The 16,000-nt window shown below is 39.7% G+C and carries 15 protein-coding genes; 8 read left to right on the top strand and 7 right to left on the bottom strand.

Going from position 1 to position 16,000, the window contains the following annotated elements; genetic code table 11:
• Nucleotides 1-56 precede the first annotated feature (56 nt).
• From HWQ39_RS04880 to HWQ39_RS04870, 3 genes are all read left to right on the top strand, one after another.
• Nucleotides 57-566 carry a hypothetical protein gene (locus HWQ39_RS04880; protein WP_292842177.1) on the top strand — a complete coding sequence of 170 codons (510 nt, stop codon included), beginning with the start codon at nt 57-59 and terminating at the stop codon, nt 564-566.
• Nucleotides 563-859, top strand: coding sequence for a helix-turn-helix domain-containing protein (locus tag HWQ39_RS04875; RefSeq protein ID WP_292842175.1), 297 nt, complete (start codon nt 563-565; stop codon nt 857-859). Before HWQ39_RS04880 ends, HWQ39_RS04875 begins: the two co-directional genes overlap by 4 nt.
• 162 nt (nt 860-1,021) lie before the next feature.
• On the top strand, nt 1,022-1,216 hold the full coding sequence (locus tag HWQ39_RS04870; RefSeq protein ID WP_292842173.1) for a hypothetical protein: 195 nt from the start codon (nt 1,022-1,024) through the stop codon (nt 1,214-1,216).
• An 83-nt stretch (nt 1,217-1,299) separates the two neighbouring features.
• Here HWQ39_RS04870 and HWQ39_RS34355 read toward each other — a convergent pair whose 3' ends face one another.
• The 4 genes from HWQ39_RS34355 to HWQ39_RS04855 form a co-directional block, all read right to left on the bottom strand.
• Nucleotides 1,300-1,578, bottom strand: a complete 279-nt coding sequence (locus HWQ39_RS34355) for a hypothetical protein (protein ID WP_366932223.1) — start codon at nt 1,576-1,578, stop codon at nt 1,300-1,302.
• Nucleotides 1,566-1,769 carry a hypothetical protein gene (locus HWQ39_RS34350; protein ID WP_366932222.1) on the bottom strand — a complete coding sequence of 68 codons (204 nt, stop codon included), beginning with the start codon at nt 1,767-1,769 and terminating at the stop codon, nt 1,566-1,568. The genes HWQ39_RS34355 and HWQ39_RS34350 overlap by 13 nt, the downstream gene beginning before the upstream one ends.
• Nucleotides 1,769-3,802, bottom strand: a complete 2,034-nt coding sequence (locus HWQ39_RS04860; protein ID WP_292842171.1) for a Mu transposase C-terminal domain-containing protein — start codon at nt 3,800-3,802, stop codon at nt 1,769-1,771. Before HWQ39_RS04860 ends, HWQ39_RS34350 begins: the two co-directional genes overlap by 1 nt.
• Before the next feature lie 414 nt (nt 3,803-4,216).
• The gene (locus HWQ39_RS04855) at nt 4,217-4,537 is read right to left on the bottom strand and encodes a TMEM14 family protein (protein WP_292842169.1); all 321 of its coding nucleotides are present in this window, start codon (nt 4,535-4,537) and stop codon (nt 4,217-4,219) included.
• 87 nt (nt 4,538-4,624) lie between these two features.
• Between HWQ39_RS04855 and HWQ39_RS04850 the strand changes: the two genes are divergently transcribed.
• The 3 genes from HWQ39_RS04850 to HWQ39_RS04840 all read left to right on the top strand — a co-directional run bounded on the left by HWQ39_RS04850 (nt 4,625) and on the right by HWQ39_RS04840 (nt 9,029).
• Nucleotides 4,625-5,974, top strand: coding sequence for an ATP-binding protein (locus HWQ39_RS04850; RefSeq protein WP_292842167.1), 1,350 nt, complete (start codon nt 4,625-4,627; stop codon nt 5,972-5,974).
• A gap of 165 nt (nt 5,975-6,139) precedes the next feature.
• Nucleotides 6,140-7,429 carry a tellurite resistance TerB C-terminal domain-containing protein gene (locus HWQ39_RS04845; RefSeq protein ID WP_292842165.1) on the top strand — a complete coding sequence of 430 codons (1,290 nt, stop codon included), beginning with the start codon at nt 6,140-6,142 and terminating at the stop codon, nt 7,427-7,429.
• A 271-nt stretch (nt 7,430-7,700) separates the two neighbouring features.
• A complete protein-coding gene (locus tag HWQ39_RS04840) occupies nt 7,701-9,029 on the top strand; it encodes an ATP-binding protein (protein WP_292842163.1) in 1,329 nt (442 codons plus the stop codon).
• A gap of 120 nt (nt 9,030-9,149) precedes the next feature.
• Here the strand turns inward: HWQ39_RS04840 and HWQ39_RS04835 are convergent, their stop codons facing one another.
• A complete protein-coding gene (locus HWQ39_RS04835; RefSeq protein WP_292842161.1) occupies nt 9,150-10,352 on the bottom strand; it encodes an AGE family epimerase/isomerase in 1,203 nt (400 codons plus the stop codon).
• Between the two features lie 176 nt (nt 10,353-10,528).
• On the opposite strand from HWQ39_RS04835, the gene HWQ39_RS04830 reads away from it, so the two are divergent.
• A complete protein-coding gene (locus HWQ39_RS04830) occupies nt 10,529-11,428 on the top strand; it encodes an aspartoacylase (protein ID WP_292842159.1) in 900 nt (299 codons plus the stop codon).
• Between the two features lie 158 nt (nt 11,429-11,586).
• Here HWQ39_RS04830 and HWQ39_RS04825 read toward each other — a convergent pair whose 3' ends face one another.
• Both HWQ39_RS04825 and HWQ39_RS04820 read right to left on the bottom strand, forming a co-directional pair.
• Nucleotides 11,587-12,273, bottom strand: a complete 687-nt coding sequence (locus HWQ39_RS04825; RefSeq protein WP_292842157.1) for a DUF6875 domain-containing protein — start codon at nt 12,271-12,273, stop codon at nt 11,587-11,589.
• Between the two features lie 1,109 nt (nt 12,274-13,382).
• The gene (locus HWQ39_RS04820) at nt 13,383-15,029 is read right to left on the bottom strand and encodes an alpha/beta hydrolase (protein ID WP_292842155.1); all 1,647 of its coding nucleotides are present in this window, start codon (nt 15,027-15,029) and stop codon (nt 13,383-13,385) included.
• Nucleotides 15,030-15,534: 505 nt separating this feature from the next.
• Between HWQ39_RS04820 and HWQ39_RS04815 the strand changes: the two genes are divergently transcribed.
• The gene (locus HWQ39_RS04815) at nt 15,535-15,978 is read left to right on the top strand and encodes a hypothetical protein (RefSeq protein ID WP_292842153.1); all 444 of its coding nucleotides are present in this window, start codon (nt 15,535-15,537) and stop codon (nt 15,976-15,978) included.
• Nucleotides 15,979-16,000 lie beyond the last annotated feature (22 nt).

The raw sequence follows: 16,000 nt of genomic DNA, 5'->3' as shown, positions 1-16,000 counted from the left end.
AAAAAAGCTATTTGATGTTCTTTTACCACAGAATATTACTATTTTGGAGATGTCTCATGTTAAAGCCTGTTTGCTACAAAACAAATGAACACAGAAGTTATCTACAAGCTTTAGATGACTTCGGAATAACTGAACTATTGGCAAAACTCAGTGATTATGGTGAGCAGCAAGAACAAGAAACTTTAGCGGCAGTGTTGATTTATCAACTAACCCAGAGCATCAATGCTGAACTAATAGCTAATTATTCGAGTGCGATCGCTAAAAATCACCAAGATTTATTTCCAGAGTTCATTAACCAGAAACTTTTTGTTGATTTACCCGAAGATTTTCCTGATACAGCCAAAACACCCCGCTTTTTGTACGGCGATAGATTACGCTGGCTTAGTTCTGACACCGACTGGGGAATAGTGATTGGCAAATTATTACAACTTTGCTCCCCATCTTTGCTGTTGGAGTTGGTGCTACCTAATTTCGTTAAGCAAAGACAGCCTCAGTGCAGCTTGGACATCTGCCGATATTGCTTGGGAGGAGGACTTAGAACCACTGGAAGGAGAGCCATTATATGACTAATCCCCGCCCTCTACAAGAACGCGAGCAAAACCTGATTGACTTTTACAGCCATTGTCAACTAGGGATGACACCCAAGAAATTTTATACAAAATGGGACGTTAATCATGAGGCTATAGCCCGGATTTGCTCTCGTTCACTTTCAACTGTCCGGCGCTGGTTCTCCAAAGGGCGCAACTACCGCTGTCCCATGCCTTCCGATTTACGCCATCTTGCCCTGATGGATTTGCTGTTAGAAGGCTTTGAGGAGATTCCTGAAGGACTTTTAAACAAGCTTTGTTTAACTAACTAGAGTAAATAGGGATTAAAAGTCAACAAATTTCAATATCATTCTGACATTTTTTTACCAGCCACTCTCACAGTAGAGTGGCTTTTGTCTAGGAAATTTTGTGAGCAAGTAAGCTTTAACCACTCAAGTAATCGGCTAAATCACAAGTATTGTCAGGAGGTTTTTGTGAGCTACATTGACAAACTTCATCCTTGGTGTATCGTCCGTCATTTCCCCAGTATGCAACACCAAATTGTTGCTCGTTTTCGTCGTCGAAGCGATGCAGAAGCCCATTCACAAGCACTGCGCCGACTTATGCCTGCGACTTTTACAATTATGTTTAATCTGGAAGTGGTGCAGTTAGACAGAATCACTCTCTAGTTAGGACATTCTAGAAATTAAAATATTAGTATTTAATAATACTTCTGATACTTTGTCATGTCAGCAAATGTCATAAAACACCTTTAACACCAACCATGTACCCACAGTGCTGGAACCTTAAATCTTGCCCCACAGTTGGGACATTCTGAAAGCAAGCTTAACTTGTGGCGATGTCTGCGACGGGCTTCGCCTACGCACCCCTGCTTTACCTTCAACTGCCACTCAATCTTGTGACAAGGCGACTCAGTATAACAAGCTGCACATAACCTTATTGGCTCAAGCTTCATCCCTACTTCAGCAGGAGGCAACATCTGCGTTAATCTATCTGCCTCAACTCCCACTACAGTAGCTAATGCCTCCAACTGCTGTCGAGAAGGGGGAGGATTAAACCGAAACTTTTCCGAGCGATTGCACCCCCAAGTCCTGCTGCCTTACCTAACCCAGTAGGGGTTAAATCATTTGCCTGTCGAAAGCGTCCCAAAAAATGACTTAGGCTTTCTCCTTGATATGGTTGAACTCTAAACAGCCAAGGCTTAATATTTTCCACTTCCATCACTTGTACTCAGCAGCTACTTCCTTCAAAGTTTCCAAGTCAATTTTTTGCAGTCCTTTTTTTAAAGCCCGAATTGCAGTCTCTCGGAGAATCATATCCATCAAACCGATATAACCTCCAGTTGCTTCCCTTAACGTCTTCAACATCGTTTTACTGGAAAGGTTGGAAGCAACTGGCAATCTCAGTATTTGTTTCTCCCAAATATCCACCGTTCGCTTAAAATCTTCCCCTGACATCTTTCCAAAACGGTGACAAGACCGAAAACGGTTATAAACCTGCTCATCCCGCTTAATCACTGCATCTAAGCGGTCAGTTCCTACCAAAATCACTGCTATTTCCAACCTGTCAAAAATATCACGTACTTCCGCAAAAGTTTTCGGCTTAAAGCGATCAGCTTCATCAATAATCAACATCTCTACCCCGCAACCTTTAAGAACCCGTAGTGTTCTATCTCGAATTTCTGCCACTTCCGGCATCTCTGACTCAGGTTCGCTATCAATAGATACTGCCTCTACTGATGACTCTGGCTCAACAGGTATAAGTTGTTTAGATTTTTTGACCTCAGCCTGTTCTACTTTCTGACGCTCTTTTTTGGTATTCTTTTGAGTTTGGAATGTTTCGCGTTCCCTAACTTCAGCCAAAATTGAGCGATTGCTCACAGCTTTACCCACTTCTCTGACCTTGCGGCTACTAGCTTTTGCTTCATCTAGAGATAGTTCTTCTGCCTCCAAATCTTGAGCATAAGCACGAGCAATAAATACCTCTTTATCCCCTTCTATGCAATAAACCAAAATCGTTGTGATGTCTCTAGGGTCATATCGCAACACAACACTTTCCCCTGCATAACCCGTTAAGAGTTCACCTCGATACATTAAGTTTTCAAATTGCAGATATCCTCCGCGTTGAATTTGTCGCCGTGTTTGCTTCATTAAGCAAATATCCAAATCCCTCTCGGAAAGTAAATCGGGTGCTGCAATTAAACCAGATTCCCAGCGTTGAAATCTTGTCTGGTCGCCCATTCGAGCATCAAGTCGCTGGTTGTATTTATCAACGATGTAACGCACCAACATTTGCTCTAACTGCCGCAACGTTAAGCAAGCTTCTTTCTCCGCTTCCCCTGGTCGCTCTTGGACGTTTGAACCTGTATATCCTTGTAAAGTTGAGAATAATTCTGTATTTAGAGTTTTAAACGGACGCTCAACACTACCACCTTCAGATGGGCGATCGCGCAAATGACAAACAAACCCTAACTGTACTCCTATTTGCTGTAAATGGTTGGAACGAAAATCTATACCCGCATCTGTATAAAAGTGTTGCGGTAAACCAGAAGTACCCCATTCTTCATGAAGTCCATATTCTGAACCATATTGCTTGGGCAAAATTGCATGACGTAGCGCCAAAGCTAAAATCTGAGAACTTGGTGGATTGTAGCCTAAGTTAATCCCCATAATGCAGCGCGAATAGCTATCAATAACCGTTGTTAACCAAGGACGACTTAGAATTTTGCCATGCTGGTCTACTAATAAAACATCAACAAGGGTGTGGTCGCACTGCCAAACTTGGTTACTATGTTCTATTTGCAAGTCTTTTCCATCACGGGTTTTCACTGATAAGCGCGAACCACGCCAACCCGGACTGCGAATACTTTTAGCTTGCTCAATTTTATCTATTAAGGGCTGCAAAATTCGGTAAACCGTCATGTGGGAAGGATGCTTAACTCCCAGTTCGTCTGCTCTCGCCTTCACTCTAATAAATACCTGCTGGCGAGTCATCCTTTTACTTCCCTTATTACCCTCCTTATAAGTTTTCAATACAAACTCTTGCCAGTCTTCATCAACTCGATGCTTCCCTTTATCCATCCGTTGATTTTGCGCCAGTCCAGCCAAACCTTCCTGTTCCCATTTATCTACCAGCCGTCGCACTGTACGTACTGACTTACCAAGCTTTTCTGCCGCTTCCTTGAGCTTTTGAGTATATGTAGTGCGTAGTTTACCACCGCAGGTATCGCTATTTTCTAAAAGGCTTTGAATCACCTCCATTTTCAGCAAAGTTTCATCTGAAGTTTAGAAACTATAACGTTTGCTTCAGCAAGATCATTATTAACATCTGCGGAGCTTGCCAAAGTCGTAGAGGTTGTAGAAAATTTTGCACTTTGCATACAGTGTTTTATTAAAACATGGTCGTATTATACTATTAAAATGACAAATAATTTGTTAATTTATGAAAAGTTACGATTTTTCCAGGTTTTTGGGAAGTGACAATTAAATTGTGAAATATCTGGTATTTGACATCTAATTAGTTAATATCGACTTAGATAAGTATAACTGTCTTAAATAGGAGAAACCCTGACATAATCCTTGCTATGTCAGGGTTTTAGGTATTTATAATATTTTGACAATATTTTGTTGAATGGACAAATAATTAGTTAATGTACAGATCGCTTGATATTACCTTAGAACAACTATTTGATTCACCATCACCGCCAATGCCAGCATACCCAAAATCGTCATTAATCCCGCAGGCATGAATTTGCGTGTTTTTGCCAATCGTAATGCAAAAAACACTACTAAAATAGCAGTAATTAATACTGCTAAAATCGAACCCCAGGTATGACCTTGGAGTTGAAAAAAAGCGGCAATTATTAGTAATAAACCACTAATACTACCACTTAGGAGTGAAACTATACTTGTAGCTTGAATGTAGCCAATAATGCCACCAACAATCGCTAAAATGCCGTAGGCAAAAGCAGCAACTATACCTAAATTCATTGTTAAAACATCTATAGACTTTGACTTTACTACCAGGGTCAGCAGACAATTTACCATAGCTATTTAGCTATACCACACAATTGATTGATGGATAATCAAGCGAAGCCAATGGCAAGTACTTCCTCATATACAAAGGTTCAATATCTCCAGCGCCAAGCAGCCTCACTTTTACTGTACCAGTCTGTTCTCCAAAGCGAAGTGGGGATGGCATTTCTGGAACTGTTGCAAGCTATACGTTACGCTGAAGCCGATGCGAGGGGTTGTCTCCAAGCCTACGGCAGTTACTTCCACGCTTTGGCTGCTAGAAATCAAAACTGGGAAGATTATTTAATTACTCAACTTCTCTTCTCTGAGAATCCTTTTACAAGGTTGGCCCAACAGCGAGGATTTGAAGATTTACCCCCAGCTTTAGTAGCAGCAGTTCACCATGATTTACAAGTATTACAAAGTCTCTATGAATGTAGTAGCGCTTCTTTAAGCGAGTGGGTACAAGGCGTTGCTCATACGCCGATTTCACCGGTAGTGTGGTATAAAGAGCAAGAATTGGTAGGAGTAGAGACAAAGTTCGCTACATATCTACAAGAGTTAGATAATTGGGCTGATGCTGTAGAAGAGTTAGCAGCTTATTATCGGCAATGTGGCTCTGGTTTATTTGCAGAATATCGCGCTTTACGCTGGCAAGCTGGTCAGTTTATCGGTATTCGGTATTCTGATCCAATTAAGCTGAGTGCCCTTGTCGGTTACGAGTCTCAAAGGGATACTTTGCTCAAAAATACAGAGTTTTTATTATCAGGAGAGATGGCACTGCACGTATTACTCTACGGTAGTCGGGGTTCTGGCAAATCTTCTTTGGTGAAATCTTTGTTGAATGAATATGGCAATCGCAGCCTCCGCTTGTTGGAAGTGGCAAAATCTGATTTAAAAGACCTACCAAAAATCGTGGAACATTTACGAGATGTGTCACAAAAATTTATTATTTTTGTCGATGACCTTTCCTTTGAAGAAGATGATGATGCTTTTAAAGCTCTCAAGGTAGTTTTAGAAGGTAATTTAACCGCGCGGCCTCAAAATGTAGTGGTATACGCTACTTCCAATCGCCGCCACCTGATTCGGGAGTTTTTTGTGGATAGACCTGCACCTAAGGATAACGAAGAAATTCATGCTTGGGATACGATGCAGGAGAAGCTTTCGTTTAGTGATCGCTTTGGTTTAACCTTGACCTTTGAACCAGCCAATCAAAAAACTTATTTGAAAATTGTACAACATCTAGCCGCCCAAGCTGAAATTAATATTACCCAAGAAGATTTGGAATTTCAAGCATTACAATGGGCAACTCGCCATAATGGTCGTTCTGGACGTACAGCACGGCAGTTTGTTGATTTTCTCAAAGCAGATTTAACACTTTTTCATGCAAATAACAATACACCCAACATCTAGCATTAAAATTAACTCATTGATCGTTGCACTTCTTAGTTATTTACAGAACAATGTTATGGTTATGCACCAGTAACTCAAACTAGATATTTAAGAATGACTATGAGAGGGGTAATGACCTTAAGAACTACTTATTCTGATAATTTAACTACGCTAAAAACCAGCAATATGCAATCAGTAACGATCAGCAATCGATTTATACTAGTGATAGTTGCCTTTAGTGTGAGTTTTGGACTTAGCCTTGTCCCAAGCTGGGATTTTAATAAAGCCTTTCTCACCAGTGTCATCACTGCTGCAACTATCTATACAGCAGCAGTATTCGTAGATAAGCGACGCAGAAATTATGAAATGTTTGTTTTAGGTTCTCTCCGCAAGCGAATTAAAGATATGGAGGGATTAAAAGCTCGTGTTGTCAGAGAAATAAATCAAATCGAAGAACATCATAATTTATTATATGCTGAGTCCCAAAATCTGCAAAATCAAGTTACAGAAAGCCGTAATCAAAGAGATAGTCTACATCGAGAGTTAAGAACATTTAATGGACAAAAAAAGCACCTAGAAACTGAAATCAATAGTCTGCAAACTGAAATTGATAACTTGCAGGAAAATCAAAACGAATTGAACAATGCTTTTTCTATCCTTACAGCAGAGAAGCGCCGTCTAGAATCTAATTGTAATGTATCTCGTGCTGAAATCACTCAGTTGCAAAGTCAAATCTCTGAACTCCAGCAGCAGAAACAAGAAGTTGAAAGCAATTTAACTCTTTTAGGCAGACTCAAACCCCAATTAGAAGAAAAACTATATGAATTGCGAATTGCAATTCAAGAGCTAGAAGTTGAGACAACCCAAAAAAATCAATTGCTTGTAGCAACAAAAACTGAAAGAGAAAATATCCAAGCTATCCTGAATTCTTCACAAACCCAAATAGCAGAACAAAAAGCAGAATTACAGCAGTTGCAAGGGCAAGTTTCGTTATTGCAAGAAGAACGAGACTCATTGCAAAATCAAGTATGGGAATTACTACAACAAGTAGAAACATTTAATTACGAGCCTTTTACTGAAAATTCCCCAGAAGATGATATTGAATTGTTTCCTTTTTCTGAAATAATTGAAACTTCAGCCGTCATTAAAACTTCGGATGCTGAGACATCGGAGAATATACCCGAAGAATGGACTAATTTTCTAGAAAATCTCCCAGGACATGAGTTACAAGTTTTAAAAGCTATAGTTGAACAAGATAATCCCAATGGTGCTATTAAAAAAATTGCCGAAGCAAACATCACTATGCCGAATCTATTAATCGATTCTATAAATGAACGGGCAAATGATACTATTGGTGAATTAATAATTAATACAGATTCGGAAAATCCAAAAGTTTACCCTGAGCATATAACCCATATCAGGAAAGTGATTGCAACGTATGAAGACCTTATGGCTAGACATGCTTCGTCAAATTAAATTATTATTGCCGTCGTAAGATTTAGTAATGTGAATATTTACCTTAACCTATGCGAGTATCTCACCTTGGCAAATATACCTGGCGATTATAAATCGCGGCTACACAAACTTTCGTCCGCCTGCGCGGACTCTTAGAAACTTGAAACCCACATTCGCGTGGCGTTCCAAAGTAAAGGTGGGTTTTGTCTGTATAGCCGCGAATTCTATTCGCTAGGTCTAGGGACATTTTTACTGTGTGCTTCTGTGTTTAGAATAAAGTAAAGTGTAATACATGGCAAAGCTCAAAATCTCGAAAAAAATCTCCACTGCTTTAATCAATTCCCTTGGTGCGGGGGTAGTACCAAGAGTAGGAGTTGAATATATAGCAGTAGGCCGAGAAAAAGAACTAAAAAGCCTATTACAAAATCTCGATGATATTGCAGAAGGTGTAGCAGCATTTCGCTTTATAATTGGTAATTATGGTTCAGGGAAAAGTTTTATACTGCAACTAATTCGTAACCGAGCGATGGAGCAAGGTTTTGTAGTAGCTGATGCTGATTTATCCCCGGAACGCCGATTAGCTGGAAGTAACCATGAAGGTGTAGCGACTTATCGAGAATTAATGAGCCATCTCGCTACAAAAACTCGTCCTGATGGTGGTGCTTTAGTCTCTATTTTAGAAGGATGGATTAATAAAATTCAACAAGAAGTGGTTAAAGAAACTGAAATGCGTCCCAATGACGATGGTTTTGATGACCAAGTTGAATCAAAAATTAGGGAAGTAGTTCAGTATATTGAAGATTTAGTTCACGGTTTTGATTTTGGTAGCGTGATTATCGCTTATTGGCGTGGCTACCGAATGGATGATGATAATTTAAAAAATGCGGCAATGCGCTGGTTGCGGGGAGAATTTACTACTAAAGTTGAGGCAAAAGCAGCTTTAGGAGTGCGCGTCATTATTGATGATGATAGTTGGTATGATTATATAAAACTGTTTGCGAAATTTGTAGCTGAAATTGGTTATAAAGGGCTATTAATTTTAGTTGATGAAGCCGTACATTTATATCAAATATCTACAACAGTTACGCGAGAAAAGAATTATAATCGACTCCTCGCAATGTTTAACGACACCATGCAATGTAAAGCAGAACATCTTGGCATTGTTGTTGGTGGAACAACTAAATTTTTAGAAGACCCCAAACGGGGACTTTTTGCAGACCAAGCTTGGCAAAGACGCACAAAAGAAAGCCGTTTTGTTGCCCAAGCTAATGTTCCTGAACATTTAGGGCCAGTGATTCGGTTGAATCCGTTGAGTGAAGCAGAAATATTGACGCTTTTGCAACGTTTAGCTGAGATTCATGCACTCAATTTTGGGTATGAACAGACTTTGACAAATCGTGAGTTGAAGGAGTTCGTGCAAGAAATTATTAATCGCTTGGGTGCAGAAGCATTACTGACACCAGGGGAAATTGTGCGAGATTTTATGAGTGTGCTGAATATTCTTCACCAAAATTCAGGAATTGCATTCGGTGAATTAATTCATGGCTCGAAATTTAAACCTACTGCTATGGGTAAAGATGCAGATGTGGATGAGGATGGCGCAGCAGAATTTAGTTTGTAGTTTACTCTCTAGTAAATCGATGGTATTGTGCGATCGCAAATCGCTTAGGTGTCACAGCATTCATGAGACATCTTTCCAATACTATTTGTACGCTAGCAGAGATTAAACTGACTGCGTTGTTTACTGCCGCAGGCGTTGCAATGACTCAAATTGCTGCCAACAAAGATACAATGCACGCGGTACGTGAAAACATCCTTTCCATTTGCCACCTTTGAGGTTCAACAATACTTCTCCACGCCGATTCAAATAGCCAAACCACTCACCGTATTCTAAATCAGCAAAATGTGACCAGGCGTAATCGTGCATCTTTTGATACCATTCCCAACACACCTCACGCCCTGTTAGGCGATAGCCCATCGCTAATGCAACCAATGATTCTAAGTGAACCCACCATAGTTTTTGATCCCATTCCAATTGTTGTGGGGGATGACCATCTGCATCCATAAAGTAATACAATCCGCCATACTCGTTATCCCAAGCAAAATTCAGGATATTTAGCACCACATCAACGGCTTGGTTAATAGTTTTGGTGTCGTTTTGGCGACGCGCAATGTCCATGATAAACCACATTGCTTCGATACCATGACCTGGGTTAATCAGCCTTCCCTCAAAACAATCGATGTGGGAACCGTCAGGGGCAACGTTTTCGTACATTAGTCCCCGTTCTGGGTCGAGAAAATCGGTCATCACTTCGCGGACTGTCTCAGCTAGCACATTCTCTAGTGTTTCCTTTGGCAGCAACCATTCCATTTCTAAAGTCAGGTTGGCTAAAATCATCGGTACAGCCAATGATTTCATCGGGCGTGTATCGGGATAGGTTTTATTATATTTGCCTTTGGGGTTATCTTTGCGGCGTAATACGTTGTTATAAGCTTGTATAGCCACATCCTTTGCCCATTCTTCGCCGCCAGCGAGTGCATATTGACTAAATGCCATCGCCGCAAAGCAATCAGAAAAGATATTGTAAGGCTGAACCAGTGGTTTACCTTCACGGGTGAGGGCAAAGTACCAGTTACCATCGCTATCTCTACCATGTTGGGCGAGAAAATTAGCGCCGTTGCTGGCAATTTTTAGCCAGTTTTCGCGCTTTTCTAGCTGGTTGTAAAGCATTGAAAAAGTCCACACCTGGCGGTTTTGTAGCCAGATGAATTTGTCTGTATCATAAATTTTGCCTTCGCGATCGAGGCAGGTGAAATAGCCGCCTTGCTCCCAATCGAGAGAATATTTTTCCCAAAAGGGGAGTACGTCGTTGAGGAGGGCGTTTTTGTAAAGTTCAGCGTAGGCGTAGCCCGCCGGAGGCATCGCTTGAAAGTCCTTCTCCATAAATTTGCTCCCCTTTTATACCAAAACCAACAGCTTAACAGTTATCATATTTTGGCTCGAACATGGAGCGTTCGCGTCAGTCTTTTACAAGATTTAGTTAGCAGCAGTTATACTTCTATCGTGGATCTTGCACCATTTTCAATAACCGTAGGGTAGTTTTTTAGACAGGGGTGGTTATGAGTCAGATTGAACGAGTTGCGATCGTTGGAGGAAACCACGGTAATGAGTTAACAGGAGTACACTTAGTCAAAAAGTTTCAGCAGTATCCTAATTTAATCAATAGAGCAAGCTTTGAAACTCTGGCATTACTTGGCAATCTCAAAGCTATTGAAGAAGGCAAACGATACATTGAAAAAGATTTAAATCGTTGCTTCACTAATCAAGGCTTACAAAATCCCCAACCCTCGAGTTATGAAGATACGCGGGCAAAAGTAATTCAACAGATATTGCAACCGCAAAATCAGCCCTTTGTAGATGTAATTATTGATTTGCACAGCACAACCGCCAACATGGGGTTAAGTCTGATTTTTTGCGATATGCATCCTTTATTGCTTCGCTTAGGTGCTTATTTAAGTTCTATCAATCCTTTAGTCAAAGTCTATATTAATCACGAATCCAAAGAAAATGGTTTTCTCCGTTCTTTGTGTGAATTGGGTTTTGTTATAGAAGTTGGGGCTGTGGCTCAGAATATATTAAACGCCGAATTATTTCAGAAAACAGAACAGCTTATTTATACGGTTTTAGACTATTTTGAAAGGTGCAACCAGGGGAATATTCCGCAGACAAGCAGCCAGCTTACACTTTATAAATATATTAGAACTGTGGATTATCCTAGAAGCGATGCCTATGGCGGGCTGCACCTACGCGGGGAGATTCAAGCGATGATTCACCCCCAGCTTCAGTTTAGGGATTATGAACCTTTGAATCCAGGCGATCCAATGTTTCTGACTTTTGAAGGCAAAGATATTTTTTATGAGGGAATGTCTACTGTTTATCCTATTTTTATTAATGAAGCAGCTTATTACGAAAAAGGAATTGCGATGCATCTAACTCAAAAGCAGCAAAAGGTCGTTTAATTTATTCGCCCTTCTCACCAAGATTGCAAATCAGCCTCATAATTGTCTGTATCTTCTCATATAGGTAGTCTTGATAAACCAGCCTTACTACCAACGCTTTCCTCATCTCATTCACATTTGGGCTTTGAGCGATCAATTCTTGCAGCTGTCATTACTGATTATATGCAGGAACTCACTAAATTTTCTTTTTTAAGCTGTTCTTTCGCTAAAGCCAATGCTTGATGAGCATTTTTGAACTTAGTTGCATCTGTAAAATTATGACCAAAACGCTGTAAATAAGCTTCCAGATACCGAATACGTAAGCGTGGATCGGCTGGACTCACAAGAAAAGGGAGGTCAGCTTCAACCATAAACCGGATAGCTAATAAAGGTATAGGGCTACGAAGTGGACGAAAGTTGGGATTGTGCAGACCAGGACTTTCATTACGTTTATGAAATTCTCCTATCATCAATCCTGACTCAACAAATAAAGGTTTGAGTTTTTGTTGGATACGATCTACTACTTTAGAAGCATCGTCTATATCGATATCAGGCAAAATCAGTAAAAAAGCTTTATTAATTGCTGATTCCTGCTCATTATTATCTATTTCTAGAAATATATCTCGGTAGCGTCCAACAATCTCTTCTAATTGTTCTAGATACAAATTTTCTGTGTGAATAACTGCTAAACGAATACTATTTGACTTGAGAGAGTAAGGAACAAAAGGGCAAACTACGCCGGGTCTGCCTAAGTTAGGATGAGGTCTTCCTAAAAAGTTTTTCACCCACTCCATAATTTCAATTAAGGAAGAAAGGTCTTCGTGCTGTTGAAGTTGTTCGATTTCACGAGTTGTATAGAGTTGCATAGGCTGAAGTTAAATTGAGTAATTGTATAATTGTGAAATCCAGAATTATTTTTGCTATATTATCTGCCTGAAAATCATTATTGTGTTAGCAAGAAAACCAAGATAATTTTGATATTTTTTATGTTGTATTTATCTATAGTTTTTAGTAGATAAAAAGGCTCTGGCATCTTGATAAATTTGAATAATTTTACACTACAAAAGACATGAACATATTTTGCGATAAGCAACTTTTGTTCATTTATTTTTAGCATTTTACTTGGAATACAGATGTATTATCCAGCAGATGCTCTTTATTTTTACACTCTCAAGCTTCTATTATTTTTAACGAAAATATTATGAAGTTTATATCTAAATAGTTATTTTTACTGTGAAGGTTTAGTATTGCTTTAACAGCAACTATAAGCTTATAGCAGTTCTCGTTCATGTGAGGTACACCCGTAGGGGTAATTCATGAATTGCCCCTACACCTTTCGATATAATTTGGTACCGTATCTGAGTGAAAACCGCTATAATAACATCAATTGTTTTTAACAAGGATATTATGAAGTTTATATCTAAATAGTTATTTTTACTGTGAAAGTTTAATATTGTTCTAACAGCAACTATAAGTTTATTAGCAGGTTGGTATACTTTTATCTAAGTGAAATTATCAAAAATTCAGCTCAATTTTATTGTGCAAACTGACTTACAACAGTTTGCACGTAAGTGAGGTAGAAAATGTAAGACTTACGCATTAGATATAAAGAGTTTCTATCTCCTGCCTTGAAAGTGCTGAGTGAAGAGTTAGGAGTTATGAATTCTCGCCCTGCCTCCTGCCTCAAAATCTGTAACTTTATACTTCATGTAAGAGAAAACTGCTGTATCTATAGCGGTTCTCGTTTGGATGCAATACACAATAGGGCACAGCAATGCTGTACCCCTACAAATAGTCTGTATTCTATGCAAACCGCTATATTAATCGTAGGGAAGGCAGGATGAGAGGCAATACTTTTCGGTTAAGACAAGAGACGCGATGAATCGCCGTCTTTACAATAATCAGTCTTTCGTCTTGAGGGCGATTTATCGCGTCTTTGTATTGGATATTTTTTTATTTGGAAGTCCTTTAAAGCTTATTTGTCAACAAATTCTTTTACTACTGCCATAGCATCAGGAGGAATCTCTGTAATAAGGCGAAATGGAAATGCAGCAGTTGAAGCAAACTGAGCATAATCTGATGTCAAAAAGACAGCGTAGTTTTTAGCTTCTGGAGTCATCTGGAAAGCAAAGGCTAAAGCTATAGCTTTAACGTACTTGCGAACATCTGCTGCTTGTTCACCCACAACTTCACCGCCACTAATCGGTGTATTGGGTTGTCCTATCTGATCCAAAGTGGTGCTGGGGTCTTTGACGCTCAAATGAGTGCCTCCAACTATACCAACTAGCCATTTTGGGGATGGGATTTTGTTAAATCCTACAATCTGTTCAGTTAAAGCTGGGGTGGTTTTATCGGCGGAACCTGTTAACACTAGGGTAGGAACTTGTATCTTAGTTAACCCAGTTTCGCCAAAAATCAGAGAAGTTGTCGGATTGAAAGCGATCGCCTGTTTTATTCTGGCATCTCGTAGCTGATAACTATTTTCTGGTAGTTCTTGAGCTATGCACTGCATATCTTCTCCCAGACTCAAGATAGCCAAGTTCTTTTGACAGCGTTGTTTAAGATGTTCTAGTTGTAACTCGGCTCCAGCGAGTGCTAAAGCTGTACCACCGCCAAAAGAATAGCCAATAATCATTGCTTTATTGGTTGCAAGTTTCCCTTGCAGGGGATGATTAGCTGTTTGGTTGAGCTTTTCTAATTCGTCGAGAACAAAACTAATATCTTGAGGGCGATCCAAAAACTCCTGAGGCTTCATAACTCTGGTTTTGCCTTGGAATGCTAAGTCAGTATTTGCCTGATTACTACCGGGATGTTCTAAAGCTGCGACTACATAACCGTGGGATGCTAAATGTTCTGCTAGGTAACGCAAGTCTGTGCGGACTGACGCGAAGCCATGAGAAAGGACAATTACGGGTTTGTCGGGAGTTGCAGCAGTTGACCAATAAATATCAACTGGAATTTGGCGATTACGGTTTTGGTCATTCAGGCTTAAATTGAGTATTTTTACTTGAGCGTTTCCTGGTTGGCTGGGATCAAAAGAGAAAGCAATCTGTGGTGTTTTAGAGTCAAGTTGCGGAGCGATCGCTAGCATAAATTGTTGAGTACGCCAAAAAGCTGTATTCAAACTCCCTGCAACTAAAAAAGCCTGTGGCAAATCAATTTCTAGGCGTTTACTGGGATAAGCGGCGATAAAACTTAGTATAGAAAGACCCTGAGGTGCCGCAGAGCCTAATACCAATCCGGCTCTCAGTGCTTGTACCCCAGCTTTATCCTTTCTGGCTAAGGCCGTAGCGAAGTCATTGAGAATAGTTGTGCCAATTCGACTATTAACTAACTTATCAACGGTGACAATATTCATCGGTATATTCATACCCAACGCCCCCAGAAAGAAGCGGCGTTGTTGTTCAGATAATTCTTTAGTGTAAGGCTGCAAACTCTCAGGCAATTCCCCAGTTTTTGCAGCCTTTTGCAACTCAGTAAGAGAGATGGACTCTGTAAATAAGCCCAAACGCACAATCACTGTGTCAGCCGCAATGGCCGAAGCATTTCCCCCGAACTGTGTAAGTACAATCGCACCTAAGAAACCCGCAACTGTTTTAAGACTTCCCCAATTTATTCCCATAAATATTTATACCAAGTGTTACTTACGGGAATATAACGGATATTTGTGTATTTGACTACCCTATTAATGGCTGAGAAATAAAAGTAAATTTTTTCCTGAAGTTGATGGCGATGTCTACGACAGGCTACGCCTACGTCCAGATATGCTCAAAGTATCTGCTGATGGGAAAAAAGCCGATAAAAAGCAACAAATTGTAGAATTCATCACAGCTAAAAAAATGAGCATAAATCAGTGTTAATAGCCACAAAAGCCTAATTGTTTCTCCGCTAGGTTTAATACTGTAACAGTGACAATTAAAAATGATTTATCCAGAGCAATTTATATATGGAATTAATCCAAAATCTAAGACTGAGTATAAGTTTTGATAACACGAAAATTTAAAGACAAGTTAATGTTTTGTCTTTGACCTTTAGAGCATGTTGCAGGTAGATAGTCTTAGTGCTGTAGCTGCATTATCATTACTCATCAAATTCTACTAGCCGCATCAACAATTTCTCTTGGTTTTATGCGTCGCAGACTCCGCTATATTTTACTTTTGCTGCTCTCCCTGAGTATTATTACATTGTGGTGGACTGTGAATGATTCTGATTGCAACTTCGAGCCTTTTTTAGCATCAAAAACTACAAAATTCCAAGTACATGCTACTAAAGTTATTATTCAGCCGTGGCGTGGTCGTCACCACGTATATGGAATATTTATGATTCCTGATGAATACAAACAAGCTCCATTTTTTATAGTGACAGTTCAAGGTGCTGGTAGTTATTGTTCCAAACAATCTGGTTATAAAAAAAACTTTGATGATATCTTTGCTGAACCAGGAACTTATGTGGTCAGAAAGTTTATTAGAACTCGAATAGCTCTGCGGCTAATTCTCCAAGGTTTGTACTTTCAACTCAATGATAAACAGAACTGGACATTGACTTTCCCGGAAGCAAAGACTATTCAGTAGTGCTGAGTAATGAGTAATGAGT

The sequence above is a fragment of the Nostoc sp. NMS8 genome, assembly GCF_017115045.1.
Classification (GTDB): Bacteria; Cyanobacteriota; Cyanobacteriia; order Cyanobacteriales; family Nostocaceae; genus Nostoc.
Note: the sequence above shows the minus strand (reverse complement) of the source record. Positions and strands in the feature narration are given on the sequence as shown.

Excerpts from the sequence above, each read along its gene's own strand:
- HWQ39_RS04880 (WP_292842177.1), top strand. The coding sequence starts at position 57 with ATGTTAAAGCCTGTTTGCTACAAAACAAATGAACACAGAAGTTATCTA.
- HWQ39_RS04835 (WP_292842161.1), bottom strand. The coding sequence starts at position 10,352 with ATGGAGAAGGACTTTCAAGCGATGCCTCCGGCGGGCTACGCCTACGCT.
- HWQ39_RS04845 (WP_292842165.1), top strand. The coding sequence starts at position 6,140 with ATGCAATCAGTAACGATCAGCAATCGATTTATACTAGTGATAGTTGCC.
- HWQ39_RS04875 (WP_292842175.1), top strand. The coding sequence starts at position 563 with ATGACTAATCCCCGCCCTCTACAAGAACGCGAGCAAAACCTGATTGAC.
- HWQ39_RS04830 (WP_292842159.1), top strand. The coding sequence starts at position 10,529 with ATGAGTCAGATTGAACGAGTTGCGATCGTTGGAGGAAACCACGGTAAT.
- HWQ39_RS04855 (WP_292842169.1), bottom strand. The coding sequence starts at position 4,537 with ATGAATTTAGGTATAGTTGCTGCTTTTGCCTACGGCATTTTAGCGATT.
- HWQ39_RS04850 (WP_292842167.1), top strand. The coding sequence starts at position 4,625 with ATGGATAATCAAGCGAAGCCAATGGCAAGTACTTCCTCATATACAAAG.
- HWQ39_RS04825 (WP_292842157.1), bottom strand. The coding sequence starts at position 12,273 with ATGCAACTCTATACAACTCGTGAAATCGAACAACTTCAACAGCACGAA.
- HWQ39_RS04820 (WP_292842155.1), bottom strand. The coding sequence starts at position 15,029 with ATGGGAATAAATTGGGGAAGTCTTAAAACAGTTGCGGGTTTCTTAGGT.
- HWQ39_RS04840 (WP_292842163.1), top strand. The coding sequence starts at position 7,701 with ATGGCAAAGCTCAAAATCTCGAAAAAAATCTCCACTGCTTTAATCAAT.
- HWQ39_RS04815 (WP_292842153.1), top strand. The coding sequence starts at position 15,535 with ATGCGTCGCAGACTCCGCTATATTTTACTTTTGCTGCTCTCCCTGAGT.
- HWQ39_RS34350 (WP_366932222.1), bottom strand. The coding sequence starts at position 1,769 with ATGGAAGTGGAAAATATTAAGCCTTGGCTGTTTAGAGTTCAACCATAT.